Annotated in this window: 36 protein-coding genes; 33 read left to right on the forward strand and 3 right to left on the reverse strand. The window is 42.1% G+C overall.

From position 1 onward, the window contains the following. Positions 1-13: 13 nt before the first annotated feature. The 24 genes from rplB to rplQ all read left to right on the forward strand — a co-directional run bounded on the left by rplB (position 14) and on the right by rplQ (position 11891). Positions 14-835: a 50S ribosomal protein L2 gene (rplB, locus tag HMPREF9064_RS08745; RefSeq protein ID WP_005701883.1), complete on the forward strand. Its 822-nt coding sequence runs from the start codon at positions 14-16 to the stop codon at positions 833-835. Between the two features lie 25 nt (positions 836-860). Next, on the forward strand, positions 861-1136 hold the full coding sequence (gene rpsS / locus HMPREF9064_RS08740; protein ID WP_005539416.1) for a 30S ribosomal protein S19: 276 nt from the start codon (positions 861-863) through the stop codon (positions 1134-1136). Between the two features lie 10 nt (positions 1137-1146). Beyond that, entirely contained in the window at positions 1147-1479 is a 333-nt protein-coding gene (gene rplV / locus HMPREF9064_RS08735) for a 50S ribosomal protein L22 (RefSeq protein ID WP_005539363.1), read from the forward strand. Between the two features lie 16 nt (positions 1480-1495). Further along, on the forward strand, positions 1496-2203 hold the full coding sequence (rpsC, locus tag HMPREF9064_RS08730; protein ID WP_005715746.1) for a 30S ribosomal protein S3: 708 nt from the start codon (positions 1496-1498) through the stop codon (positions 2201-2203). A gap of 13 nt (positions 2204-2216) precedes the next feature. Further along, complete coding sequence (rplP, locus tag HMPREF9064_RS08725) at positions 2217-2627, forward strand: 50S ribosomal protein L16 (RefSeq protein WP_005715748.1); 411 nt, start codon at positions 2217-2219, stop codon at positions 2625-2627. Next, positions 2627-2818 (forward strand): 50S ribosomal protein L29, encoded by a 192-nt coding sequence (rpmC, locus tag HMPREF9064_RS08720; protein WP_005539356.1) that lies wholly within the window; start codon positions 2627-2629, stop codon positions 2816-2818. Before rplP ends, rpmC begins: the two co-directional genes overlap by 1 nt. Next, positions 2818-3075, forward strand: coding sequence for a 30S ribosomal protein S17 (gene rpsQ / locus HMPREF9064_RS08715; RefSeq protein ID WP_005539352.1), 258 nt, complete (start codon positions 2818-2820; stop codon positions 3073-3075). Before rpmC ends, rpsQ begins: the two co-directional genes overlap by 1 nt. A 297-nt stretch (positions 3076-3372) precedes the next feature. Beyond that, positions 3373-3744 carry a 50S ribosomal protein L14 gene (rplN, locus tag HMPREF9064_RS08710; protein WP_005548786.1) on the forward strand — a complete coding sequence of 124 codons (372 nt, stop codon included), beginning with the start codon at positions 3373-3375 and terminating at the stop codon, positions 3742-3744. A gap of 10 nt (positions 3745-3754) precedes the next feature. Beyond that, positions 3755-4066, forward strand: a complete 312-nt coding sequence (rplX, locus tag HMPREF9064_RS08705) for a 50S ribosomal protein L24 (RefSeq protein ID WP_005548785.1) — start codon at positions 3755-3757, stop codon at positions 4064-4066. 17 nt (positions 4067-4083) lie between these two features. Then, positions 4084-4623, forward strand: a complete 540-nt coding sequence (gene rplE, locus HMPREF9064_RS08700) for a 50S ribosomal protein L5 (protein ID WP_005715751.1) — start codon at positions 4084-4086, stop codon at positions 4621-4623. A gap of 12 nt (positions 4624-4635) precedes the next feature. After that, a complete protein-coding gene (gene rpsN, locus HMPREF9064_RS08695) occupies positions 4636-4941 on the forward strand; it encodes a 30S ribosomal protein S14 (RefSeq protein ID WP_005715753.1) in 306 nt (101 codons plus the stop codon). Positions 4942-4977: 36 nt separating this feature from the next. After that, on the forward strand, positions 4978-5370 hold the full coding sequence (rpsH, locus tag HMPREF9064_RS08690) for a 30S ribosomal protein S8 (protein WP_005715755.1): 393 nt from the start codon (positions 4978-4980) through the stop codon (positions 5368-5370). Between the two features lie 15 nt (positions 5371-5385). Further along, positions 5386-5919 (forward strand): 50S ribosomal protein L6, encoded by a 534-nt coding sequence (rplF, locus tag HMPREF9064_RS08685; RefSeq protein WP_005715756.1) that lies wholly within the window; start codon positions 5386-5388, stop codon positions 5917-5919. Positions 5920-5932: 13 nt separating this feature from the next. Next, positions 5933-6286: a 50S ribosomal protein L18 gene (gene rplR / locus HMPREF9064_RS08680; protein WP_005715761.1), complete on the forward strand. Its 354-nt coding sequence runs from the start codon at positions 5933-5935 to the stop codon at positions 6284-6286. Positions 6287-6301: 15 nt separating this feature from the next. Further along, on the forward strand, positions 6302-6802 hold the full coding sequence (gene rpsE / locus HMPREF9064_RS08675; RefSeq protein ID WP_005715763.1) for a 30S ribosomal protein S5: 501 nt from the start codon (positions 6302-6304) through the stop codon (positions 6800-6802). A gap of 6 nt (positions 6803-6808) precedes the next feature. Then, positions 6809-6988, forward strand: coding sequence for a 50S ribosomal protein L30 (gene rpmD / locus HMPREF9064_RS08670; protein WP_005715766.1), 180 nt, complete (start codon positions 6809-6811; stop codon positions 6986-6988). Between the two features lie 3 nt (positions 6989-6991). After that, entirely contained in the window at positions 6992-7426 is a 435-nt protein-coding gene (rplO, locus tag HMPREF9064_RS08665) for a 50S ribosomal protein L15 (RefSeq protein ID WP_005715768.1), read from the forward strand. Between the two features lie 3 nt (positions 7427-7429). Next, positions 7430-8755, forward strand: a complete 1326-nt coding sequence (gene secY / locus HMPREF9064_RS08660; RefSeq protein ID WP_005715771.1) for a preprotein translocase subunit SecY — start codon at positions 7430-7432, stop codon at positions 8753-8755. Positions 8756-8779: 24 nt separating this feature from the next. Further along, positions 8780-8893, forward strand: a complete 114-nt coding sequence (gene rpmJ, locus HMPREF9064_RS09725) for a 50S ribosomal protein L36 (protein ID WP_005548767.1) — start codon at positions 8780-8782, stop codon at positions 8891-8893. 137 nt (positions 8894-9030) lie between these two features. Beyond that, the gene (gene rpsM, locus HMPREF9064_RS0109365) at positions 9031-9387 is read left to right on the forward strand and encodes a 30S ribosomal protein S13 (protein WP_005548758.1); all 357 of its coding nucleotides are present in this window, start codon (positions 9031-9033) and stop codon (positions 9385-9387) included. 15 nt (positions 9388-9402) lie between these two features. Beyond that, entirely contained in the window at positions 9403-9792 is a 390-nt protein-coding gene (gene rpsK, locus HMPREF9064_RS08655) for a 30S ribosomal protein S11 (RefSeq protein WP_005701868.1), read from the forward strand. A 29-nt stretch (positions 9793-9821) separates the two neighbouring features. Beyond that, complete coding sequence (rpsD, locus tag HMPREF9064_RS08650; RefSeq protein WP_005715776.1) at positions 9822-10442, forward strand: 30S ribosomal protein S4; 621 nt, start codon at positions 9822-9824, stop codon at positions 10440-10442. Between the two features lie 28 nt (positions 10443-10470). Further along, positions 10471-11460, forward strand: a complete 990-nt coding sequence (locus HMPREF9064_RS08645; protein ID WP_005715778.1) for a DNA-directed RNA polymerase subunit alpha — start codon at positions 10471-10473, stop codon at positions 11458-11460. A gap of 41 nt (positions 11461-11501) precedes the next feature. Next, positions 11502-11891 carry a 50S ribosomal protein L17 gene (gene rplQ, locus HMPREF9064_RS08640; RefSeq protein WP_005715780.1) on the forward strand — a complete coding sequence of 130 codons (390 nt, stop codon included), beginning with the start codon at positions 11502-11504 and terminating at the stop codon, positions 11889-11891. 94 nt (positions 11892-11985) lie between these two features. Here the strand turns inward: rplQ and HMPREF9064_RS08635 are convergent, their stop codons facing one another. Further along, positions 11986-12747 (reverse strand): glycosyltransferase family 2 protein, encoded by a 762-nt coding sequence (locus tag HMPREF9064_RS08635; protein ID WP_005715783.1) that lies wholly within the window; start codon positions 12745-12747, stop codon positions 11986-11988. Between the two features lie 97 nt (positions 12748-12844). Here HMPREF9064_RS08635 and waaA point away from each other — a divergent pair, with 97 nt between their 5' ends. Together waaA and coaD are read left to right on the forward strand one after the other, a co-directional pair. Continuing rightward, complete coding sequence (gene waaA / locus HMPREF9064_RS08630) at positions 12845-14128, forward strand: lipid IV(A) 3-deoxy-D-manno-octulosonic acid transferase (protein ID WP_032997739.1); 1284 nt, start codon at positions 12845-12847, stop codon at positions 14126-14128. Further along, the gene (gene coaD / locus HMPREF9064_RS08625; RefSeq protein ID WP_005715787.1) at positions 14129-14614 is read left to right on the forward strand and encodes a pantetheine-phosphate adenylyltransferase; all 486 of its coding nucleotides are present in this window, start codon (positions 14129-14131) and stop codon (positions 14612-14614) included. Between the two features lie 59 nt (positions 14615-14673). On the opposite strand, the gene HMPREF9064_RS08620 is transcribed toward coaD, so the two are convergent. After that, a complete protein-coding gene (locus tag HMPREF9064_RS08620; RefSeq protein ID WP_005715788.1) occupies positions 14674-15399 on the reverse strand; it encodes a 3-deoxy-D-manno-octulosonic acid kinase in 726 nt (241 codons plus the stop codon). An 87-nt stretch (positions 15400-15486) separates the two neighbouring features. Here HMPREF9064_RS08620 and HMPREF9064_RS08615 point away from each other — a divergent pair, with 87 nt between their 5' ends. Continuing rightward, a complete protein-coding gene (locus HMPREF9064_RS08615; protein ID WP_005715790.1) occupies positions 15487-16530 on the forward strand; it encodes a glycosyltransferase family 9 protein in 1044 nt (347 codons plus the stop codon). A gap of 87 nt (positions 16531-16617) precedes the next feature. On the opposite strand, the gene HMPREF9064_RS08610 is transcribed toward HMPREF9064_RS08615, so the two are convergent. Further along, the gene (locus tag HMPREF9064_RS08610) at positions 16618-16959 is read right to left on the reverse strand and encodes a carboxymuconolactone decarboxylase family protein (protein WP_032997740.1); all 342 of its coding nucleotides are present in this window, start codon (positions 16957-16959) and stop codon (positions 16618-16620) included. A gap of 113 nt (positions 16960-17072) precedes the next feature. Here HMPREF9064_RS08610 and HMPREF9064_RS08605 point away from each other — a divergent pair, with 113 nt between their 5' ends. The 6 genes from HMPREF9064_RS08605 to HMPREF9064_RS08580 all read left to right on the forward strand — a co-directional run bounded on the left by HMPREF9064_RS08605 (position 17073) and on the right by HMPREF9064_RS08580 (position 23168). Continuing rightward, positions 17073-17990 (forward strand): cupin domain-containing protein, encoded by a 918-nt coding sequence (locus HMPREF9064_RS08605; RefSeq protein WP_005715793.1) that lies wholly within the window; start codon positions 17073-17075, stop codon positions 17988-17990. An 89-nt stretch (positions 17991-18079) separates the two neighbouring features. Further along, positions 18080-19924: an ABC transporter ATP-binding protein gene (locus HMPREF9064_RS08600; protein WP_005715795.1), complete on the forward strand. Its 1845-nt coding sequence runs from the start codon at positions 18080-18082 to the stop codon at positions 19922-19924. 170 nt (positions 19925-20094) lie between these two features. Beyond that, on the forward strand, positions 20095-20919 hold the full coding sequence (gene dapF, locus HMPREF9064_RS08595) for a diaminopimelate epimerase (protein WP_005715797.1): 825 nt from the start codon (positions 20095-20097) through the stop codon (positions 20917-20919). Positions 20920-20935: 16 nt separating this feature from the next. Next, entirely contained in the window at positions 20936-21826 is an 891-nt protein-coding gene (gene xerC / locus HMPREF9064_RS08590) for a tyrosine recombinase XerC (protein ID WP_005715799.1), read from the forward strand. 10 nt (positions 21827-21836) lie between these two features. Next, positions 21837-22550, forward strand: coding sequence for a 5-amino-6-(5-phospho-D-ribitylamino)uracil phosphatase YigB (gene yigB / locus HMPREF9064_RS08585; protein ID WP_005715802.1), 714 nt, complete (start codon positions 21837-21839; stop codon positions 22548-22550). A gap of 201 nt (positions 22551-22751) precedes the next feature. After that, the gene (locus tag HMPREF9064_RS08580; protein WP_005715804.1) at positions 22752-23168 is read left to right on the forward strand and encodes a hypothetical protein; all 417 of its coding nucleotides are present in this window, start codon (positions 22752-22754) and stop codon (positions 23166-23168) included.

Here is a 23168-nt window from a genome sequence, read left to right on the forward strand (position 1 = left end):
GGAGTAGAAGATAATGGCTATCGTTAAATGTAAGCCGACCTCCGCTGGTCGTCGTCATGTTGTTAAAGTTGTTAACCCTGAGTTGCATAAAGGTAAACCTTTTGCTGCGCTTTTAGATACTAAATCTAAAACCGGTGGTCGTAACAACTATGGTCGTATTACTACTCGTCACATCGGTGGCGGTCACAAACAACACTATCGTTTAATTGATTTTAAACGTAATAAATTAGACATTCCTGGTGTTGTTGAACGTTTAGAATACGATCCGAATCGTTCTGCAAATATTGCTTTAGTGCTTTATAAAGACGGTGAACGTCGTTATATCTTAGCACCAAAAGGTTTGGCTGCAGGTGATCAAATCCAAGCGGGTGCACATGCGCCAATTAAAGTTGGTAACTCATTACCAATGCGTAATATCCCGGTTGGTTCTACCGTACATAACGTTGAATTAAAACCAGGCAAGGGCGGTCAAATTGCTCGTTCAGCCGGCGCTTATGTACAGATCATTGCCCGTGAAGGTAACTATGTGACTTTACGTCTCCGTTCTGGTGAGATGCGTAAAGTATTAGCTGAATGTTCTGCCACCATTGGTGAAGTAGGCAACTCAGAGCATATGCTTCGCGTATTGGGTAAAGCCGGTGCTAACCGCTGGAGAGGTGTACGCCCTACAGTTCGTGGTACTGCAATGAACCCAGTAGATCACCCGCACGGTGGTGGTGAAGGTCGTAACTTTGGTAAACACCCAGTAACACCTTGGGGCGTTCAAACTAAAGGTAAGAAAACTCGCCATAACAAACGTACTGATAAATATATCGTACGTCGTCGTGGTAAATAATTTTAATTAAATAAGAGGATAAGCCATGCCACGTTCTCTCAAGAAAGGTCCTTTCCTTGACCTACACTTGTTGAAGAAGGTAGAGAAGGCGGTGGAAAGCGGGGATAAAAAACCAATTAAAACTTGGTCCCGTCGTTCAATGATCATTCCATCAATGATTGGATTGACCATCGCAGTCCATAATGGTCGTCAGCATGTTCCTGTTTATGTTTCTGATGAAATGATCGGTCATAAATTAGGCGAATTTGCACCGACTCGTACTTACCGCGGTCACGCTGCGGACAAGAAAGCTAAGAAGTAAGGGGTAAAAGATGGAAACTATTGCAAAACATCGTTACGCTCGCACTTCAGCGCAAAAAGCTCGCTTAGTTGCGGATTTAATCCGTGGCAAGAAAGTTGCTCAAGCTCTAGAAATTCTTACTTACACGAATAAAAAAGCATCTGCTTTAGTGAAGAAAGTTCTTGAGTCAGCGATTGCTAATGCTGAGCACAATGACGGTGCAGATATCGATGATCTTAAAGTTGCGAAGATTTTCGTAGATGAAGGTCCAAGCATGAAACGTGTTATGCCACGTGCTAAAGGTCGTGCAGATCGTATTTTAAAACGTACAAGCCACATTACTGTGGTTGTGTCAGATCGTTAATCGTAGAGGAATAACAATGGGTCAAAAAGTACATCCACATGGTATTCGCCTAGGTATTGTAAAACCTTGGAGCTCTACTTGGTTTGCGAATACACAAGACTTCGCTGACAATCTTGAAGGCGATTTCAAAGTACGTCAATTCTTAAACAAAGAATTAGCGAATGCTTCCGTTTCACGTATCACTATTGAACGTCCTGCGAAAAGTATTCGTGTTACTATTCACACAGCTCGCCCAGGTATCGTTATTGGTAAAAAAGGCGAAGATGTTGAAAAATTGCGTAATGCAGTGGCAAAAATTGCCGGCGTTCCTGCTCAAATCAACATCGCTGAAGTGAAAAAACCTGAATTAGATGCAAAATTAGTTGCAGACAGCATCGCTTCACAATTAGAACGTCGTGTTATGTTCCGTCGTGCTATGAAGAAAGCGGTACAAAATGCAATGCGTTTAGGCGCTAAAGGTATCAAAGTTGAAGTTAGCGGTCGTTTGGGCGGTGCTGAAATTGCTCGTTCCGAATGGTATCGTGAAGGTCGCGTGCCTCTACATACATTGCGTGCGGACATCGACTATAACACTGCAGAAGCTCATACTACATACGGCGTAATCGGCGTTAAAGTATGGATCTTCAAAGGTGAGATTCTTGGTGGAATGGCTGCGCTAGCGCAACCGGAACAACAACCTGCCGACAAGCCTAAAAAGGCTCCGCGCGGTAAAGGTCGTAAGTAAGGAGAATCGCTAAATGTTGCAACCAAAACGTACAAAATTCCGTAAAGTTCACAAAGGCCGTAACCGCGGTATCGCGGGCGGTACAGAAGTTAGCTTCGGTACTTTCGGTTTAAAAGCAGTTGGTCGTGGTCGTTTAACTGCGCGTCAAATTGAAGCCGCTCGTCGTGCGATGACTCGTGCAGTAAAACGTCAAGGTAAAATCTGGATTCGTGTATTCCCAGATAAACCAATTACTGAAAAACCACTAGAAGTCCGTATGGGTAAAGGTAAAGGTAACGTTGAGTACTGGGTAGCCTTAATCCAGCCGGGTAAAGTTCTCTATGAAATGGATGGTGTGTCTGAAGAGATCGCAAGAGAGGCATTTGCTTTAGCAGCTGCTAAATTGCCAATTAAGACCACTTTCGTAACTAAGACGGTGATGTAATGAAAGCTCAAGAACTACGTACAAAAAGTGTTGAAGAGCTGAATGCTGAATTGGTTAACTTGTTAGGTGAGCAATTCAAGTTGCGTATGCAAGCAGCCACCGGTCAGCTTCAACAAACCCATCAGTTAAAACAAGTGCGTCGTAGTATTGCACAAATTAAAACTGTTCTAACCGAAAAGGCGGGTGAGTAATGACTGATAAAATTCGTAGCGTGCAAGGTCGTGTAGTAAGTGACAAGATGGAGAAGTCTTTCGTTGTTGCTATTGAACGCAAGGTTAAACACCCACTTTATGGTAAGTTTATCCGCCGCACAACTAAACTACATGTGCACGATGAAAATAACGAAGCTAAATTAGGTGATTTAGTAGAAGTTCGCGAATGTCGTCCGATTTCTAAAACTAAATCATGGACTTTAGTTCGTGTAGTTGAGAAAGCAGTAATTGCTTAATTAACAACAAAAAGTAATAAAATAAAAGCCAATAGCGTAAAGTTGTTGGCTTTTCATTTTTTAAACGCTTGAAATTCTGACCGCACTTCCGTTTTCTCACATAAGTATAAGAGTGAGATGAGATTTTACTAACTGGAATTTTTTCCTATAAGTAAATTTTTAGAAATAAAATCCCGTTGCTTTTTGTATCTAATTTTGCTAAACTCCGCCACCTCTCCGTCATATACATTTATTTAATGTGTATTTTCGGAAGGTTCGTCCCGCAAGGGTGGTTTTTTAATTTAACGGAGCACTAATATGATCCAAGAACAGACTATGCTGGATGTTGCTGATAACTCAGGGGCTCGTAGCGTAATGTGTATCAAGGTTCTAGGTGGATCGCACCGTCGTTATGCTGCTATTGGCGACATCATCAAAATTACCGTAAAAGAAGCAATTCCACGTGGTAAAGTAAAAAAAGGTGATGTGTTAAAAGCAGTTGTTGTGCGCACCAAGAAGGGTGTTCGTCGCCCAGATGGGTCAGTTATTCGTTTCGATGGTAATGCTTGTGTAATTTTAAATAATAACACTGAGCAACCAATCGGTACTCGTATTTTTGGACCGGTGACTCGTGAACTTCGTTCTGAGAAATTCATGAAGATCATTTCTTTAGCTCCAGAAGTACTGTAAGGAGAATGTAATGGCTGCAAAAATCCGTCAAAATGATGAAGTAATTGTGCTTACCGGCAAAAGCAAAGGTAAGCGCGGCAAGGTAACAAAAGTGTTATCTAATGGTAAAGTGATTGTTGAAGGCGTAAATATCATCACTAAACATGAAAAACCAGTACCTGCATTAGGTAAAGAAGGTGGTTTAGTGAAGAAAGAGGCTGCAATTGATGTATCAAACGTTGCAATTTTCAACCCAACAACAAATAAAGCTGACCGAGTAGGTTTTAGATTCGAAGATGGCAAAAAAGTACGTTTCTTCAAATCTAACAATGAAATTATTTAACAAACTGGAGTAATGCGATGGCGAAACTGCATGATTACTACAGAGATCAAGTAGTAAATGAATTGAAAACTAAATTCAACTACTCATCTGTCATGCAAGTCCCACGAATCGAAAAGATAACCCTAAATATGGGTGTGGGTGAAGCATTGACCGATAAAAAATTGCTAGATAATGCAGTAGCAGATTTAGCAGCAATTAGCGGTCAAAAACCTTTGGTTACTAAAGCTCGCAAGTCTGTTGCAGGCTTTAAAATCCGTCAGGGATATCCAATCGGTTGTAAAGTAACACTACGTGGTGAACGTATGTGGGAGTTCTTAGAACGTTTAATTACAATTGCTGTTCCACGTATTCGTGACTTCCGCGGTTTAAGCGCGAAATCATTTGATGGCCGTGGAAATTACAGTATGGGTGTGCGTGAGCAAATCATCTTCCCTGAAATCGACTACGATAAAGTAGATCGTGTACGTGGTTTAGATATTACTATTACCACAACAGCTAAGAATGATGAAGAAGGTCGAGCACTATTGGCTGCCTTTAATTTCCCATTCCGTAAGTAAGGCAGGTTGCAAATGGCTAAACAATCAATGAAAGCACGCGATGTAAAGCGCGTCAAATTGGCTGAAAAATTTTATGCGCAACGCGTAGAATTGAAAAAAATTATTTCTGACGTTAATGCCTCTGACGAAGATCGTTGGAATGCCGTGATGAAGTTACAAACTTTACCACGTGATTCTAGCCCTAGTCGTCAACGTAACCGTTGTCGTCAAACTGGACGTCCTCACGGCGTTCTTCGTAAGTTTGGTTTAAGCCGTATTAAGGTTCGTGAAGCTGCTATGCGCGGTGAAATCCCAGGCCTTAAGAAAGCTAGCTGGTAATATGCCACTTTAATTTGGAATCGGAGTAAAAGCACAATGAGTATGCAAGATCCTATCGCAGATATGTTGACCCGTATTCGTAACGGTCAAGCTGCGAATAAAGTTGCGATCAGTATGCCTTCATCCAAGCTAAAAGTTGCAATTGCCAATGTATTAGCTAGCGAAGGTTATATCGAAAGCGTTAAAGTAGTTGAAGGTGTAAAACCTGAATTGGAAATTACATTAAAATATTTCCAAAATAAACCGGTTGTAGAGAGTATTCAGCGTGTAAGTCGCCCAGGTCTTCGTATTTACAAACGTAAAGACGAATTACCAAAAGTAATGGGTGGTTTAGGTATTGCTGTAGTATCTACATCTAAAGGTGTAATGACTGACCGTGCCGCTCGTCAAGCGGGTTTAGGCGGTGAGATCATTTGTTATGTAGCTTAATGGAGAGGTAGGAAAATGTCTCGTGTTGCAAAAGCACCTGTTAGTATTCCTGCCGGTGTTGAGGTAAAACTTAACGGACAGTTACTAACAATTAAAGGTAAAAATGGTGAGTTGTCTCGCTCTATTCATCATTCAGTAGAAGTTAAGCATGAAAATAATGAATTAACATTTTCACCTCGCGAAGGTATTGAAGGTGGTAATGCTCAGTCAGGTACTGCTAGAGCATTAGTTAATTCCATGGTTATCGGTGTGACTGAAGGATTTACAAGAAAACTACAATTAGTAGGTGTAGGTTATAGAGCTCAAATTAAGGGAAATGCTGTTGCTTTAAGTCTTGGATTTTCTCACCCTGTTGAGCATGTTTTACCTGCAGGAATTACTGCTGAGTGTCCTTCTCAAACTGAAATTGTTTTGAAAGGCTCAGATAAACAGTTAATTGGTCAAGTTGCTGCAGATATTCGTGCTTATCGTCGCCCTGAACCGTATAAAGGTAAAGGGGTACGTTACGCTGATGAAGTGGTACGTATTAAAGAAGCTAAGAAGAAATAATTAAGGTAACACTATGGATAAGAAATCAGCTCGTATCCGTCGTGCGGCTCGTGCGCGTCATATGATGAGAGAGCAGGGAGTAACTCGTTTAGTTATTCATCGTACTCCACGTCATATCTACGCTCAAGTCATCGCACCAAACGGTTCGGAAGTGCTTGCAGCTGCTTCTACTGTTGAGAAAGCAATTAGTGAGCAAGTGAAATATACCGGAAATAAGGAAGCAGCCGCTGTTGTCGGTAAAGTTGTTGCGGAAAGAGCATTAGCAAAAGGCGTTAAAGACGTGGCTTTTGATCGTTCTGGTTTTAAATATCATGGCCGTGTCCAATCTTTAGCGGATGCTGCTCGTGAAGCTGGTCTACAGTTCTAATTGAGGTAATTTGAGATGTCAAACATCGAAAAACAAGCTGGTGAACTGCAAGAGAAGCTAATTGCGGTAAACCGCGTATCTAAAACTGTGAAAGGTGGTCGTATCATGAGTTTCACTGCGTTGACCGTAGTGGGCGATGGTAATGGTCGTGTCGGTTTTGGATATGGCAAAGCGCGTGAAGTTCCTGCAGCTATTCAAAAGGCGATGGAGAAGGCGCGTCGTAATATGATCAATGTAACTTTAACTGAAGGAACATTGCAGCACCCTGTTAAGGGTGTCCATACAGGTTCTAGAGTATTTATGCAACCTGCTAGTGAGGGTACCGGTATCATTGCCGGTGGTGCAATGCGTGCTGTGTTAGAAGTTGCTGGCGTACGTAACGTATTGTCAAAGGCTTATGGTTCAACTAACCCAATCAATGTTGTTCGTGCAACTATTGATGCTTTAGCAAATATGAAATCACCAGAAATGGTTGCTGCTAAACGTGGTAAATCAGTTGATGAAATTTTGGGGTAATTAATAATGGCTAAAACTATTAAAGTAACGCAAGTTCGTAGTTCTATTGCTCGTTTACCGAAGCATAAAGCTACGCTACGTGGTCTTGGTCTTCGCCATATGCATCATACTGTTGAGTTAATTGATACTCCAGCAGTACGTGGAATGATTAACCAGATTTCATATATGGTTAAAGTGGAGGAGTAATAGATGCGTTTAAATACTCTATCTCCGGCTGAAGGTGCTAAGCATAGTGCTAAACGTCTTGGTCGTGGTATCGGTTCTGGTTTAGGTAAAACCGGTGGACGTGGTCATAAAGGTCAAAAATCTCGTACCGGTGGCGGTGTTCGTCGCGGGTTTGAAGGTGGTCAAATGCCTTTATATCGTCGTTTACCTAAATTTGGTTTTACTTCAATGAAGTCTGCAGTAACAGCAGAAGTTCGTTTAGATGACCTAAACAAAATTGAAAATGGCATTGTAACTTTAGAGACACTAAAAGCAGCTAATATTTTAACTAAGGATATTCAGTTTGCTAAGGTAATTTTAGCTGGTGAAGTTAAAGTTAAGTTAGTTGTTCGTGGATTACGTGTTACTAAAGGCGCTAAAGCAGCTATTGAGGCTGTTGGCGGTTCAATTGAGGAATAATTAATGGCTAAGCAACCAGGCTATCAAACGAGAAGTGTTCAAGACGGTAAAAGTGAACTGAGAAGCAGATTATTATTTGTTCTTGGAGCGCTTATTGTTTTCCGTATTGGTTCGTTCATTCCGGTTCCTGGTATAGATGCAGCTGTGTTAGCTCAATTAATTGAACAGCAAAAAGGCACCATCATTGATATGTTTAATATGTTCTCTGGTGGTGCATTGAGCCGAGCTTCTATTTTTGCTTTGGGCATTATGCCTTATATCTCGGCATCAATTATTATTCAGTTGTTAGCATCGGTTCATCCAGCACTTGCTGAGTTAAGAAAGGAAGGTGAATCTGGTCGTCGTAAAATTAGTAAGTATACCCGTTATTCTACGGTTGTTCTTGCTACCTTGCAGGCGGTTGGTATTTCAACGGGTTTACCTAACATGCTACCAGGCCTAGTTCCGAATCTAGGGTTTGGGTTCTATTTCACTGCCGTGATTAGTTTAGTTACAGGAACCATGTTTTTAATGTGGCTAGGCGAGCAAATTACAGAGCGTGGTATTGGGAATGGCATTTCTTTAATTATCTTTGCTGGTATTGTGGCAGGATTGCCTGCGGCTGTAGGTCAAACAATTGAGCAAGCTCGTCTTGGTCAGATGCATTTTCTTGTTCTTATATTAATTGCTGTAATTGTCTTCGTAGTTACTTATTTTGTTGTTTTCGTAGAACGAGGGCAAAGAAGAATTAAAATTGAGTATGCTAAACGCCAACAAGGTAGACAAATCTTGGGGGGACATACGACTCATCTTCCATTAAAAGTGAATATGGCAGGTGTTATCCCAGCAATTTTTGCATCAAGTATAATTCTTTTCCCAGCAACATTAACTCAATGGGTTGGGCAAGGGTCAAGCTTAGAATGGCTAACTGATTTATCAATGTTATTGCATCCTGGGCAACCTTTATACTTGATTGTTTATGCTACTGCAATTATCTTCTTTAGCTTTTTCTATACTGCAATGCAATATAATCCTAGAGATACAGCAGATAACTTGAAAAAATCAGGTGCATTTATACCTGGAATTAGACCTGGGGAACAAACATCTCGGTATATCGATAAAATTATGACTAGATTAACTCTTATTGGTGGTCTATATGTCACATTTGTTTGTTTAGTTCCTTATATCATGACATCAGCTTGGAATGTGCAGTTTTATTTTGGCGGTACCTCTTTGCTAATTGTTGTGGTGGTCATTATGGATTTCATCGTTCAGATTCAGAGTCATTTGATGTCTACAAAATATGAATCTGCGTTGAAAAAAGCAAACCTCAAAGGTTTTGGACAATAGTCCAATTATTAAAAAGGATAAGCAATGAAAGTTCGTGCTTCCGTTAAGAAATTATGTCGTAACTGTAAGATTGTTAAACGCGAAGGTGTTGTTCGTGTACTTTGTAGCGATCCTAAGCATAAGCAACGTCAAGGTTAGTTGATATTTTTCTTGCAAAGAACAGGTTGGGTATATATACTACCCAACTCATTTATTTCCTTGACGCTCTGTTTGAGTATCCTGAAAACGGGCTTTTCAAGATCAGAGTGTCAACTAATTAACAATAGGAGTGCATAGTGGCCCGTATTGCAGGCATTAACATTCCTGATCATAAACACGCTGTAATCGCTTTAACTGCAATTTACGGTATTGGCAAAACACGCTCAAAAAGCATTTGTGCTGCTGCGGGTATTGCCGAAGATGTTAAGATCAGCGAATTGTCTGAAGAGCAGATTGACAAACTGCGTGACGAAGTTGGTAAATTTACCGTCGAAGGGGATTTACGTCGTGAAGTAACACTTAACATTAAACGCCTATTAGATTTAGGTTGTTATCGTGGTTTACGTCATCGTCGTAGTTTACCGGTACGTGGTCAACGTACTAAAACTAATGCGCGTACCCGCAAGGGTCCTCGTAAGCCGATCAAAAAATAGTCGGGGTAAATTAAGATGGCAAAAACACCAGTTCGTGCACGTAAACGTGTAAAAAAACAAGTTGTAGATGGCGTTGCACATATTCACGCATCTTTCAATAACACAATCGTTACTATAACTGATCGTCAAGGTAATGCCCTCGCTTGGGCTACCGCAGGTGGTTCAGGTTTCCGTGGTTCTCGTAAATCCACCCCGTTTGCTGCACAGGTTGCTGCTGAACGTTGTGCTGAAGTTGTAAAAGAATTCGGCTTGAAAAACTTGGAAGTTATGGTAAAAGGACCTGGTCCTGGTCGTGAGTCAACTATTCGTGCATTAAATGCGGCAGGTTTCCGTATTACGAATATTACTGATGTGACTCCGATTCCTCATAACGGTTGTCGTCCACCGAAAAAACGTCGTGTTTAATGACGTTATAGGATAGTTGGAGAAAGAAAATGGCAAGATATTTGGGTCCTAAACTCAAGCTAAGCCGCCGTGAAGGTACTGATTTATTTCTTAAATCAGGCGTTCGTGCGATTGATTCAAAATGTAAAATTGATACTGCGCCAGGTCAACATGGTGCACGTAAGCCACGTTTATCTGACTATGGTAGTCAGTTACGTGAGAAACAAAAAGTTCGCCGTATGTACGGTATTTTAGAACGTCAATTCCGTAATTACTACAAAGAAGCAAATCGATTAAAGGGTAATACAGGTGAAAATCTATTAGTATTACTTGAAGGTCGATTGGATAATGTAGTTTATCGTATGGGATTTGCAGCAACTCGTGCTGAAGCTCGCCAGTTAGTGAGTCATAAAGCTATCGTTGTTAATGGTCGTGTGGTAAACATCCCATCTTTCCAGGTTTCAGTTGATGATGTGATTTCTGTTCGTGAAAAATCTAAAAAACAAGCACGTATTAAAGCATCATTAGAATTAGCAGAACAGAAAGAAAAACCAACTTGGTTAGAAGTTGATGCTGCTAAAATGGAAGGTGTATTCAAACGTGTTCCTGAGCGTTCTGATTTATCAGCAGACATTAATGAACATCTGATCGTTGAGCTTTATTCTAAATAATAGAGCTTAGAAGCAAAGAGAGGATAAAATGCAGGGTTCTGTTACAGAATTTTTAAAACCACGTTTAGTTGATATTGAGCAAATTAGCTCAACTCAGGCTAAGGTGATCTTAGAGCCTTTAGAGCGTGGTTTCGGTCATACTCTAGGAAATGCATTACGTCGAATTCTTTTATCTTCAATGCCAGGTTGTGCTGTTACTGAAGTAGAGATTGATGGTGTACTGCATGAATATAGTAGTAAAGAAGGTGTACAAGAAGATATTATCGAAGTACTGCTAAACTTAAAAGGTTTAGCTGTAAAGGTACAAAATAAAGATGATGTTCTTTTGACACTTAGTAAGTCTGGAATTGGCCCTGTTGTTGCTGCAAACATTACCCATGATGGTGATGTTGAAATTGTAAATCCTGAACATGTCATTTGCCATTTAACAGATGAGAATGCGTCAATTAATATGCGCATTCGTGTCCAGCGTGGTAGAGGATATGTCCCAGCATCTGCTCGTACTCAGAATCAAGATGAGGACCGTCCAATTGGACGTTTATTAGTAGATGCTTGTTATAGCCCAATTGACCGTATTGCTTACAATGTTGAGGCAGCACGTGTTGAACAACGAACCGATTTAGATAAATTGGTTATTGAGCTAGAAACAAATGGTACCATTGATCCTGAGGATGCGATTCGTCGTGCAGCAACAATTTTAGCAGAACAGCTTGATGCATTCGTTGATTTGCGTGATGTTCGTCAACCTGAAGTTAAGGAAGAGAAGCCTGAATTCGATCCGATTCTGCTTCGTCCTGTTGATGACTTAGAGTTGACAGTTCGTTCTGCTAACTGTTTGAAAGCAGAAACAATTCACTATATCGGTGATTTAGTTCAACGTACAGAAGTTGAGTTGTTAAAAACTCCTAATTTGGGTAAAAAATCACTTACTGAAATTAAGGATGTGCTCGCTTCAAGAGGCTTATCACTAGGTATGCGCCTTGAAAATTGGCCACCAGCAAGTATTGCTGAAGACTAGTTTGGTCGTAGGTTAAAGATTTTTCTGAGAAGGATAAGGTTATGCGCCATCGTAAGAGTGGTCGTCAACTAAACCGTAATAGCAGTCATCGTCAAGCGATGTTCCGTAATATGGCAAGTTCTTTAATTGGTCATGAGATCATTAAAACGACTTTGCCTAAAGCAAAAGAATTACGTCGAGTAGTTGAGCCGTTAATTACTTTAGCAAAAGTAGATTCTGTGGCAAATCGCCGCTTAGCTTTTGCTCGTACACGCAATATTGAAACTGTTGCAAAATTATTTAATGAATTAGGTCCACGTTTTGCTCAGCGTGCAGGTGGTTACACCCGCATTCTTAAATGTGGTTTCCGTGCAGGCGATAATGCACCAATGGCTTACATTGAGTTAGTTGATCGTCCGGAAGTTTCTACTGAAGAAGCTGTAGCGGAATAAGATTTTTAATTTATTAATCAAAAGGTCGAATGTTTTCATTCGACCTTTTTTATTTTTAGCATTAGAATATTTAAAATATCGCAAGATTTCGCTCTTATTTAGTTCTGTTTCTAACCCATAAATCTGCGTATTTTACAAAAGTAGAGTGTGCAGAAAGAATTGCTAATAATAATCCTGCCTTACCATCCAAGAAACCTAATCGAATAAAATACATTTTTACAAAACAACCGATAGCATGGGTTATGCCTTGCCATAAGGTGGCTTTTTTACCCGCTTTTTCTCGTTGGTCTGCCCACGCCTTGGCATAGCCGGCAGATTTGACGAGATAATGATGAATATCCTGATAAGTGTAATGAAGCAAATCGCCATTTAATTTTTGAATCTTAGCATTGTCAGGTAACTCGACTTTTTCATGCACTAATTGATCGCCATAGTGGGCGAAATCTCTGCGGTACAGACGAATGACATAATCGGGATACCAACCGGAATAGCGGATTTGGCTACCAAATACTTCGCTTAAACGCGGGATTTTGTATGCTGTATTTGGTGCATCTTGTGCTATTGCATTTTGAATGGATTGGCGTAATTCTGGTGTGACTCGTTCGTCTGCGTCTAACCATAGTACATAATCACTGGTGACATGTTGTTGAGCCAATTGGCGTTGTTTACCAAAGCCAGGCCAATCAATATTCTGGTAAAATTTTGCGCCGTATTGTTCGGCGATGCGTTGCGTATCGTCTGTACTGCCGGAGTCTAAAATGATGATTTCATCTACCCAATCTTTCACCGTATCTAAGCAAGATGCGAGGTGATGGGCCTCATTTTTGACAATCATTGCAACACTGATAGTAGGCATGTTTTTATCCTTTGTGAATCTGTTGCAAACGCTTATACTAAGCGCTTGTTTATCATTATTAATTTTCGCAATTCTAACATAAGCCGGCGTATTTTCTATGTTACGTTTTTTTTATACCTGTGTAATGTATCTTGCCCAGCCATTTTTGTGGTTGTCACTCCTGGCTGGTAGTATAAAAGAATCTAATTCCCGTAAACGTTTGAGTGAACGTTATGGCTTGTATTGTAAGTTGTCTTCGCCTAAACCTAATGGTGTGCTTATTCATGCCGCTTCTGTGGGAGAGGTCATCGCTGCAGTGCCACTGATTAAGCGTATTCAGCACGATTATCCGCATTTGCCGATTACCATCACCACCATGACACCTACCGGTTCTGATCGCGTTAAAGCGGTCTTTGGAGAAAGTGTTACTCACGTTTATTTGCCTTATGATTTACCTGATGCCGTTGCACGCTTTATTCGTTTTGTGCAGCCAAGTTTAGTCGTGGTGATTGAAACGGAACTTTGGTTTAACCTGATTCACCAACTGGCCAAGAAACAAATTCCATTTGTTATTGTGAATGCTCGCTTATCCGCGCGTTCTACCAAGCGTTATGGTTGGTTTAAAAAGGCATTAAAACCGCTTTTAGAGAATATCACTTTAATTGCTCCGCAAGATGAGGTGAGTTTATCGCGTTACGCTCAATTAGGGATTGTGCCAGAACGCTTAAAATTGACCGGCAACATTAAATACGATTTAAATTTAACAGACGATTTATTGGCTAACATTTCGGCATTAAAAACCCAATGGAATGCTGGTCGCCCTATTTGGATTGCGGCGAGCACCCATGAAGGCGAGGATGAAATCATCTTAAAAAGCCACCGCACTTTACTGCAGCGTTTTCCCGATTTATTACTGATTTTAGTCCCTCGTCATCCTGAACGTTTTAATTCCGTTGCACAGCTTATTGAACAACAACGTTTTAATTATATTCGTCGTAGTACTCATCTGGCGCCGCAGGCAGAAACCCAAGTGTTGCTCGGTGATAGTATGGGTGAGCTGATGTTGCTATATGGCATGGCAGATGTCGCCTTGGTAGGTGGTAGTTTGGTGGCTCATGGTGGACATAATCCGTTGGAGCCGTTAGCCTTTAAATTGCCGGTGATTAGTGGTAAACATACCTTTAATTTTCCTGAAATATTTGCAAAGTTGGAAGCGCGTCAAGGTGTGTTAATGACGGAAGAAAGTCCTCAAGCCGTGGCAGAAGCTGTCGCACAGTTTTTAGAATCACCGACGCTTAGCCAACGTTATGGTAATGCGGGTTATGCAGTACTAAATGAAAATCGCGGTGCGTTGCAACGAGTGATGGATTTGTTAAAACCTTATTTGAATGAGGCAAACTAAATGACAACGGTAATTTATCCCGGTACTTTTGACCCCTTAACCAATGGGCATTTAAATATTATTGAGCGAAGTGCGGTGCTTTTTTCTCACGTTTTGGTAGCCATAGCCGAAAGCCCAAGTAAGAAACCGTTATTCAGTTTGGCGGAGCGGGTAGAGTTGGTACGTCAATCAACAGCGCATTTGCCAAATGTGGAAGTGATTGGGTTTAATAATTTATTGGCGGACACCATTGCGGAATATCATGTCAAAGCGATTATTCGCGGTGTGCGCAGTACGACAGATTTTGAATATGAAGTTCAGTTAGCCCATCTTAACCGTTTGTTGACGCATGGTGTTGAGAGCCTATTTTTCCCACCGGTCGAGCAATGGTCTTATGTGTCTTCTACGATGATTCGTGAAATTTATCTTCATAACGGCGACATGAGCCAACTTGTTCCGCCAGCCGTGTTAAAGGCGTTGCAGCATAAACGAGAGTTAGGTGCGTAGGTATCTGTAACTTACTATGTCACTAGTGCATGTATTTTGCCTGCACTAGCATTTTCTCCTTAGCTTGAATATCCCTCGAGTAAATCCCGCCAATTCTGCTCATTAAACTGAATATGCATTCGTTCCACTTCTTTAGTAAAAGAACGATGTAATCGTTGTAAGTTTGCGTCTTTCCAAAAACTTCCGGATTTTTCACCGCACTTATCGAAGTCGATGAGCCAGAATTGGTTGTCGCTTTCGTTTTGTTGAAACAGAATATTGTGGGCGTTCAGGTCCGTGTGGCAGATTTGCAAATCGTGTAAGCGGCGAATAAGCCCGCCGATTTGTTGCCATTGTTTGGGTTCAAGGGCGTGATGTTGTAAAAGTGCGGTCAGATCTTGGGCATTTTCTACTTTTTCACTTAATAAATCGGCTTGATAACAAATGCCTAAATTCCCCTTATGCACCCGAGCCCCAATCGGTTTCGGCACCGGTAAACCAGCTTGATGTAATTGATTGAGTAAGTTGAATTCCACCATGCTACGAGTATGGTTCAAATCGTTGAAGCGATAACGATCTTTGTTGATTTTTCCCCACAAGCCACCACGATAATAATGTCGTAATGCCGTGTTTACGCCAAATAAATCTGCGGTTTGGAGAAACCACGTAGTACCACGCCCTTTGGCGGAGCCGATAATGCGATTGTGTTGTTGCCAAAATGTTGGATTAAAAAACAGATCTTGGTTTGCCAGCGGTTGATCAAAATTAAAGAGAAAAAAGTCGTTTTTGAGTTGAAATTCAAGCATTTTAAGTGATGAAAATGAGATAGCGGATAGACGCATTCTACTTTAAAATAAGCCGATTCCCAAGTTTAACCGAGATAACAAATCCCCATGGCACTTTTCTCCCAAGCACCTCAATCTCTCTGCATTCTACGTTTATCCGCTATCGGTGACGTTTGTCATGCGTTAGCGGCAGTGCAACATATTCAACGTTATTGGCCGAACACCCAAATTACGTGGATTATTGGTAAAACGGAAGCGCAGTTATTTCGCCATGTGTCGGGCATTGAATTTATTGTGTACGATAAAAAGAGCGGTTGGCGTGGTGTGTGGAATTTATGGCGGCAATTGAAACATCGTCGGTTTGATGCACTTTTGAATATGCAAACAGCCTTTCGAGCTTCCATTTTATCTCTCGGAATCCATGCGAAATACCGTATTGGTTTCGGTAAGCAACGGGCACGAGAAGGGCAGTGGTTGTTTACGAATCAACGAATTCATGATCCTGCTAAGCCGCATGTATTAGACGGGTTTATGGCATTTACTGACTATCTTGGTGTCCCCTCGTCTCAGCCTGAGTGGGATTTACTGGTGACGGAGGCAGATTTAACGGTCGTACGAGAATATCTTGATCCACATCGCAAAAATCTGCTGATTTCACCTTGTTCCAGCAAAAAAGAAAAAGACTGGCTGGTGGAACGTTATGCTGCAGTGGCAAATTGGGCACATCAACATGATATCAATGTGATTTTATGCAGCTCACCCGCGCCACGTGAATTGGCGATGATTGAGGAAATAAAAACCTTATGCAATTTTGAGTTTGTAGATGTGGCTGGCAAGTTATCTTTAACTCAACTTACCGCATTAATTCGTGAAGTAGATTTAGTGATTTCACCGGATTCCGGTCCGGCGCATATTGCTACAACACAAGGGACGCCCGTTATCGGACTGTATGCCTACCATAATCCGCTCCGCACCGGACCTTACAACAATTTAGATAATGTGGTTTCCGTGTATGAACAAAATGCACAAAAAGAATACGGCAAACCTTCAGCGCAATTGCCTTGGGCAACCAAGTTAAAAGGGCAAAATTTAATGGCGGAAATTGAAGTGGAAGAGGTGGTTAAACAAATGGAAGACCTTCTCTTGCCGTAAAAGTGCGGTGGTTTTTCATCTTGTTTTTTATAAAAAAATCGGCACCTATAAAAGGTGCCGATGATATAAAGTTCCTAATAAATGAAGTTAGTCTTTCTGCGTATTATAGGCTTCTAATGCGCGTAAAGAATAGGTGTAAGCTGCGCCGGCATTGAGTGCGATTGACATCGCTAAGGCTGCGGCTACTTCTTCTTCGGTTGCACCGGCTTTTACCGCTTCCGCGGCGTGTACGCCGATACAGCTTTCACAGCGCGTGGTGACGGCCACTGCAAGGGCAATTAATTCGCGGGTTTTAGCATCCAACACGTCGCCTTCTGCCGCCGCTGCGCTTAGTGCGCCGTAGGCTTGTAACATTTTCGGGTGTTTTTTACCTAATTCGCCGAATGATTTTTTTACATGGGCAACATCATTTTTCCAATCTGCAAACATCTTGTTCTCCTTAAATATGTTGTAAATGTGTTCTGAATTTCGGAACAAATTATAGGCAAATTCTTGTATCATACTTGCCAATTCGTCTTAACTTTTATACTTAAAATCTCATTATGGATTGTTTAGATAAACTTATTCAGTTAGCACAGGTCAGCGGAGAAGTGAACGTCCGTTGTTTATTTCAGGGTGATTGGCAGGTGCAGCAGGACGTTGGTGAAAATCAATATGTCGGCATTTTTCATTTGATTGAACAAGGGAATTGTTGGTTGAGTTTGGAAAATCAACAGATTCATTTGCAAGCCGGCGATGTCTTTTTTCTTCCGCAAAATCGACCGCACGTGATCGCCAGTCAAACGCAACAGGCGGCAATGAAAACAGCGCCAATGTTGGCAACACCGCAAGAAAAGCCGACGGATTTATTTAAGGTTTATCATATTGGGCGGAATTCCCCGGATTTGAAAATGTTTTGCGGCATGTTGTATTACAGTCGTCCGTCGTTGTTAATAGAGGCGTTGCCTACATATTTGCATTTGTCTTTGCATGATACGCCGTTGTTAGCATTGATTCAGGTGCTACAACAGGAGGCGGACAAAACGCAAAGTGGGGCGAAATCTTTGATTGATTCACTGGTCACGGTGCTGTTTATTTATATTTTGCGCCACGGATTGCAATCAACTCAGTTCAATCAAGGGGTGTTGGCGGGGTTGCAAGATAAACGCTTGAGTCATGTGTTGGCACAGTTATTAAGCGCACCGCAACAAGCGTGGAATATGGATTCTTTGGCCGAGTTGGCGGCAATGTCGCGTGCGAATTTTATGCGGGTGTTTCAGCAAAAAATCGGTATGGCACCGGGTAAATTTTTAACTCAGCTTCGTCTTCAACAAGCGGCGTTATTATTAAACCAAAGCAAGAAAAGTGTATTGGCGGTGGCGTTGGACGTGGGCTATCAATCGGAAGCGCATTTTAGCAAGGCTTTTAAAAGTGCTTACGGTATGAGTCCAAGTCAATACCGTAAACGTGTCTCCCTTTAGTATGGGTTGAAGACAATTTAGGCTATAATATGCCGCAGTTTGTGGGCAACATCGAATAAGGTTGCCCTTTGTTTTTAAGGAAAGATGATATGTTACATAAAATTTTTAGTTGGTTTGAGAATCGCTTGAACCCCTATCCCGACCAATCGCCGAAAACACCGGAAAACGGTTTGTTCCGCTTTATTTGGTCGAGTATTGAGGGCATGAAAGGCTGGATTTTGTTGTTAGCGGTGCTGACGATTGGTAACGGCGTGATGGAAGCCATGTTGTTCCAATTCATGGGCTTGTTGGTGGATTGGTTGGGGGCTTATACCCCAGTAACATTATGGCAAGAAAAAGGCCATTTACTCATGGGGATGGGCGGCTTGTTAGTCTTCAGCATTATTTGGTTGTTTTTAGCCTCCTCCGTGCGTCTGCAAACCTTACAAGGCGTGTTTCCGATGCGCCTGCGTTGGAATTTCCATCGTCTGATGTTGGGACAAAGTTTAAGTTTTTACCAAGACGAATTTGCCGGACGGGTGTCTGCCAAAGTCATGCAGACGGCTTTAGCGGTGCGTGATACGGTGCTGACGATCGCCGATATGTTGGTTTATGTGGTGGTGTATTTTGTGACCTCAGGCTTAGTGTTGGCATCATTGGATAGTTGGTTCCTCGTGCCTTTCTTCGTTTGGATTGTGCTGTTTATCACCATTTTGCGTTTGTTAATTCCCCGTCTTTCCAAAACGGCTCAACGTCAGGCAGATGCCCGTTCATTAATGACGGGGCGAATCACCGATGCCTATTCCAATATTGCTACCGTAAAATTGTTTTCTCATGGTGCTCGTGAAGCGGGTTACGCTAAGCGTTCCATGGAAGAATTTATGGTCACGGTACATGCCCAAATGCGTTTGGCAACCTCGCTAGACAGCTTAACCTACATCAATAATGTCGTGCTGATTTTAAGTACGGCGATCATTGGTGTACTGCTATGGCAACAAGGGTTGGTCGGTGTCGGCGCGATTGCCACGTCCACCGCGATGGCATTGCGTGTTCATGGTTTGTCCCGTTGGATTATGTGGGAATCGGCACGCTTGTTTGAAAATATCGGTACGGTAAATGACGGCATGAATACGCTGACCAAGCCGCAGACCATTTTGGATAAACCGAATTGCCCACCGTTAAAGGTCACGCGTGGAGAGATTAAATTTAACGACCTAAGTTTTGCCTACGATCCGGCAAAACCTTTGTTGAGCCATTTTAATTTAACCATTAAACCGGGTGAAAAAGTGGGGTTGATTGGGCGTTCCGGCGCGGGGAAATCTACCATTGTGAATTTGCTTTTACGCTTTTATGAAGCGCAGCAAGGTAGCATTACTATTGATGGGCAAAATATCATGGACGTGCAACAGGAAAGCCTGCGCAGTCAAATCGGCTTGGTGACGCAAGATACGTCGTTATTGCACCGTTCTGTGCGTGATAACATCGTGTACGGCAGACCAAGTGCCACCGAGCAGGAAATGTTTGATGCGGCGGCGCGTGCAGAAGCGGCGGATTTTATTCCGTTTTTAAGTGATGCACAGGGACGCAAGGGATATGATGCGCACGTTGGTGAACGTGGCGTGAAACTTTCCGGTGGGCAACGTCAACGTATCGCCATTGCCCGCGTGATGTTGAAAGATGCACCGATTTTGTTATTGGACGAAGCCACCAGCGCGCTGGATTCCGAAGTGGAAGCGGCGATTCAAGAAAGTTTGGATAAAATGATGGAAAACAAAACCGTTATCGCCATCGCTCACCGTTTATCCACGATTGCCGCGATGGATCGTCTGATTGTGTTGGATCACGGACAAATCGTGGAACAAGGTACCCATGCCGAATTGCTCGTACAAAACGGTCTCTACGCCAAATTATGGCAGCACCAAAGCGGTGGCTTCTTGAGTGGGCACACAGATTAAAAACACCTTCTAAAACGACCGCACTTTTGCTTGGCAAAGTGCGGTTTCTTTTTACGGCGTTTTTTAGCCTTGTGTTCCTCGCATTTTTTTAGCGTAGAAGCAATAGATTTACTCAAAGGATAGGGCTGATTATAATGCTTGGCATGATTTAAACGATTTTAAGGATACACATGCAATTTTCTAAAATGCACGGGCTCGGCAATGATTTTATGGTGGTGGATGCGGTTACGCAGAACGTTTATTTTCCCGCCGACACCATTAAACGTTTAGCCGATCGTCATCGTGGCATTGGTTTTGATCAGCTGTTGGTGGTGGAACCGCCTTATGATCCCGAATTGGATTTTCATTATCGTATTTTTAATGCGGACGGCAGTGAAGTGGCGCAATGTGGTAATGGTGCCCGTTGCTTTGCCCGTTTTGTCACGCTTAAAGGTTTAACCAACAAAAAAGATATCGCCGTCAGTACACAAAACGGCAAAATGGTGTTAACCGTCAAAGAAGACGACAATGTGCGTGTGAACATGGGCGAACCCATTTGGGAGCCGAATAAAATTCCGTTTACCGCCAATAAATTCGAGAAAAATTATATTCTGCGCACGGAAATTCAAACGGTACTCTGTGGCGCGGTATCCATGGGAAATCCCCATTGTGTGGTGCAGGTGGATGATATTCACACGGCTAACGTAGCGCAGCTCGGACCATTACTCGAAAACCATGAGCGTTTTCCTGAACGGGTGAATGCCGGTTTTATGCAGGTGGTGAACCGCAAACATATTAAATTACGCGTACATGAGCGCGGCGCGGGCGAAACCCAAGCCTGCGGTAGCGGTGCTTGTGCGGCGGTCGCTGTGGGTATTATGCAAGGCGTATTGGACAATGAAGTGCAGGTGGATTTGCCCGGCGGCAGTTTGCTGATTGAATGGCAAGGCGAAGGGCATCCGCTGTATATGACCGGTAGCGCTACCCACGTCTATGACGGTGTGATTTATCTCTAATGGTCGATCATCTGCGATGCAAAATGAACTGCAAAAATACCTGACTTATTTGCGCATTGAACGTCAAGTGAGTCCTCATACGCTGACCAACTATCAGCATCAGTTGGTGCGCGTTATCGCCATTTTGCAGGATGCCGGAATTCAACAATGGCAACAAGTCACACTAAGTGTCGTGCGCTATGTGTTGGCACAAAGCAGTAAACAAGATGGCTTAAAAGAAAAAAGCTTGGCGTTACGCCTTTCTGCGTTGCGCCGCTTTTTGAGTTATTTGGTGTATCAAGGGCAGCTCAAGGTGAATCCGGCCGTGGGCGTTTCCGCGCCTAAGCAACCCAAACATTTACCCAAAAACATCGATAGGGATCAAATTCAGCTATTACTTGCTAATGACAGCAAAGAGCCCATTGATATCCGCGATCGCGCCATGATTGAATTGTTTTACAGCTCCGGTTTGCGTTTGTCGGAATTGCAAGGATTGAACTTAAACAGCATTAATCTTCGCGTGCGTGAAGTAAGGGTGATTGGTAAAGGGAACAAAGAGCGCATTGTGCCACTGGGGCGTTATGCTTCCCATGCGATTCAACAATGGCTCAAAGTGCGGTTGTTATTTAACCCAAAAGACGATGCGTTGTTTGTTAGTCAGTTGGGGAATCGTATGTCCACGCGCACGATTCAAATGCGCTTGGAACGCTGGGGCATTCGACAAGGGTTGAATAGCCATTTGAATCCGCATAAACTCCGCCACTCTTTTGCCACCCATATGTTGGAAGCCAGTTCGGATTTACGCGCGGTGCAAGAATTGCTCGGACATAGTCATTTATCGACAACGCAAATTTATACGCACTTAAATTTCCAACATTTAGCAGACGTGTATGATGCGGCGCATCCGCGAGCCAAACGGAAAAAATAAGAGAAACGTCATGAAATTTTACCGCACTTTACAGCCTTTTCAGGTGATCAGTTTTGATTTGGATGACACCTTATACGATAACTCACAGGTGATGATTAAAGCGGAAAGTGAATTTTTGGCATTTTTACGCCAATATGACGGTGTTCAAGGCGTGACATATGCCGAATGGGTGTTTTGGAAAGAAACGATTGGGCGAGAAAATCCTCTCCTACAAGAAAATGTTACCGCATGGCGAACGCAAAGTTTACAAGCGCTATTAGCAAAACGACAAAAAAGTGCGGTGGACATTTCCGCTATTTCTGAAAAAGCCATGTCGTATTTTTTACACTGGCGCCATCAAATTGACGTACCGACAAAGAGTTTCGAGATTCTACAACAACTCAAACAACACTATAAACTTGTGGCGATGACTAACGGCAACGTAGAACCAGCGCGTATTGGCTTTCACCACTTTGATTTAACATTACGCGGCGGTGAGCATGGCAGAGCTAAACCTCATGAGGATTTATTCCGACAGACCGCCCGGCATTTCAATATTTCGCCACACCAACTGTTGCATGTAGGCGACAATTTACAAACAGACGTGCAAGGCGCCATTCAAGCCGGCTGCCAAGCAGTTTGGTTAAACTTAACCCAAAAGCATATTTACCAATTCAGCGATGCTCGTCTGTTACCAACGGTAGAAATGTCGGATTTATCGGCATTGTTGTCGTTGCATTGTTAAAAGTGCGGTCATTTTTTACCGTGTTTTGTAAAGAAAAAGGCATAGTCAACCTATGCCTTTTTTATTTTATGAATGAATATTTTCAATTATTTGACGATATCATCTTTCTTATTGTCTTGCGATTGCTTTAGTTAGGTCGGGTAGGTAGAATTGGTGGAATTTTAATTTTGATATTTTAAATTTCATTAAGTGGGTTATTTTATGAAAAAATTCTTGTTATGTGTCGGTTTTGCTGTTTTTTCTTTGACAGCTTGTTCCTCTGGTGTTACTGATTTGAAACCTGTTAGCGCAGGTCAGAATATTAAACATGTTTGCTTAAAAGGGAGCGTTAAAGCCGCACCAGATCATTTTATTGATGCGTTAACTCGTAGCTTAAAAAATAAAAATATTTCAGCTGAATTAATGAGAAATAAAGCGGATTGTGATCACGTTTTATTTTTTAACGTGAGAGGAAATAATCATATTATTGCTCGTGCTAAATTTGAATTGAAAGAGATGGGAACAAAACAATCTTTGGGATCATTATCGTATAAACGTCGCGGTGATGAGAAAGAACGTGTTGATCAGGTTGGTTTACAAGGTCAAACGGATTTAATGATTAACCAACTCTTTCAATAA

The organism is Aggregatibacter segnis ATCC 33393 (assembly GCF_000185305.1).
In the GTDB taxonomy this organism is placed as follows: domain Bacteria; phylum Pseudomonadota; class Gammaproteobacteria; order Enterobacterales; family Pasteurellaceae; genus Aggregatibacter; species Aggregatibacter segnis.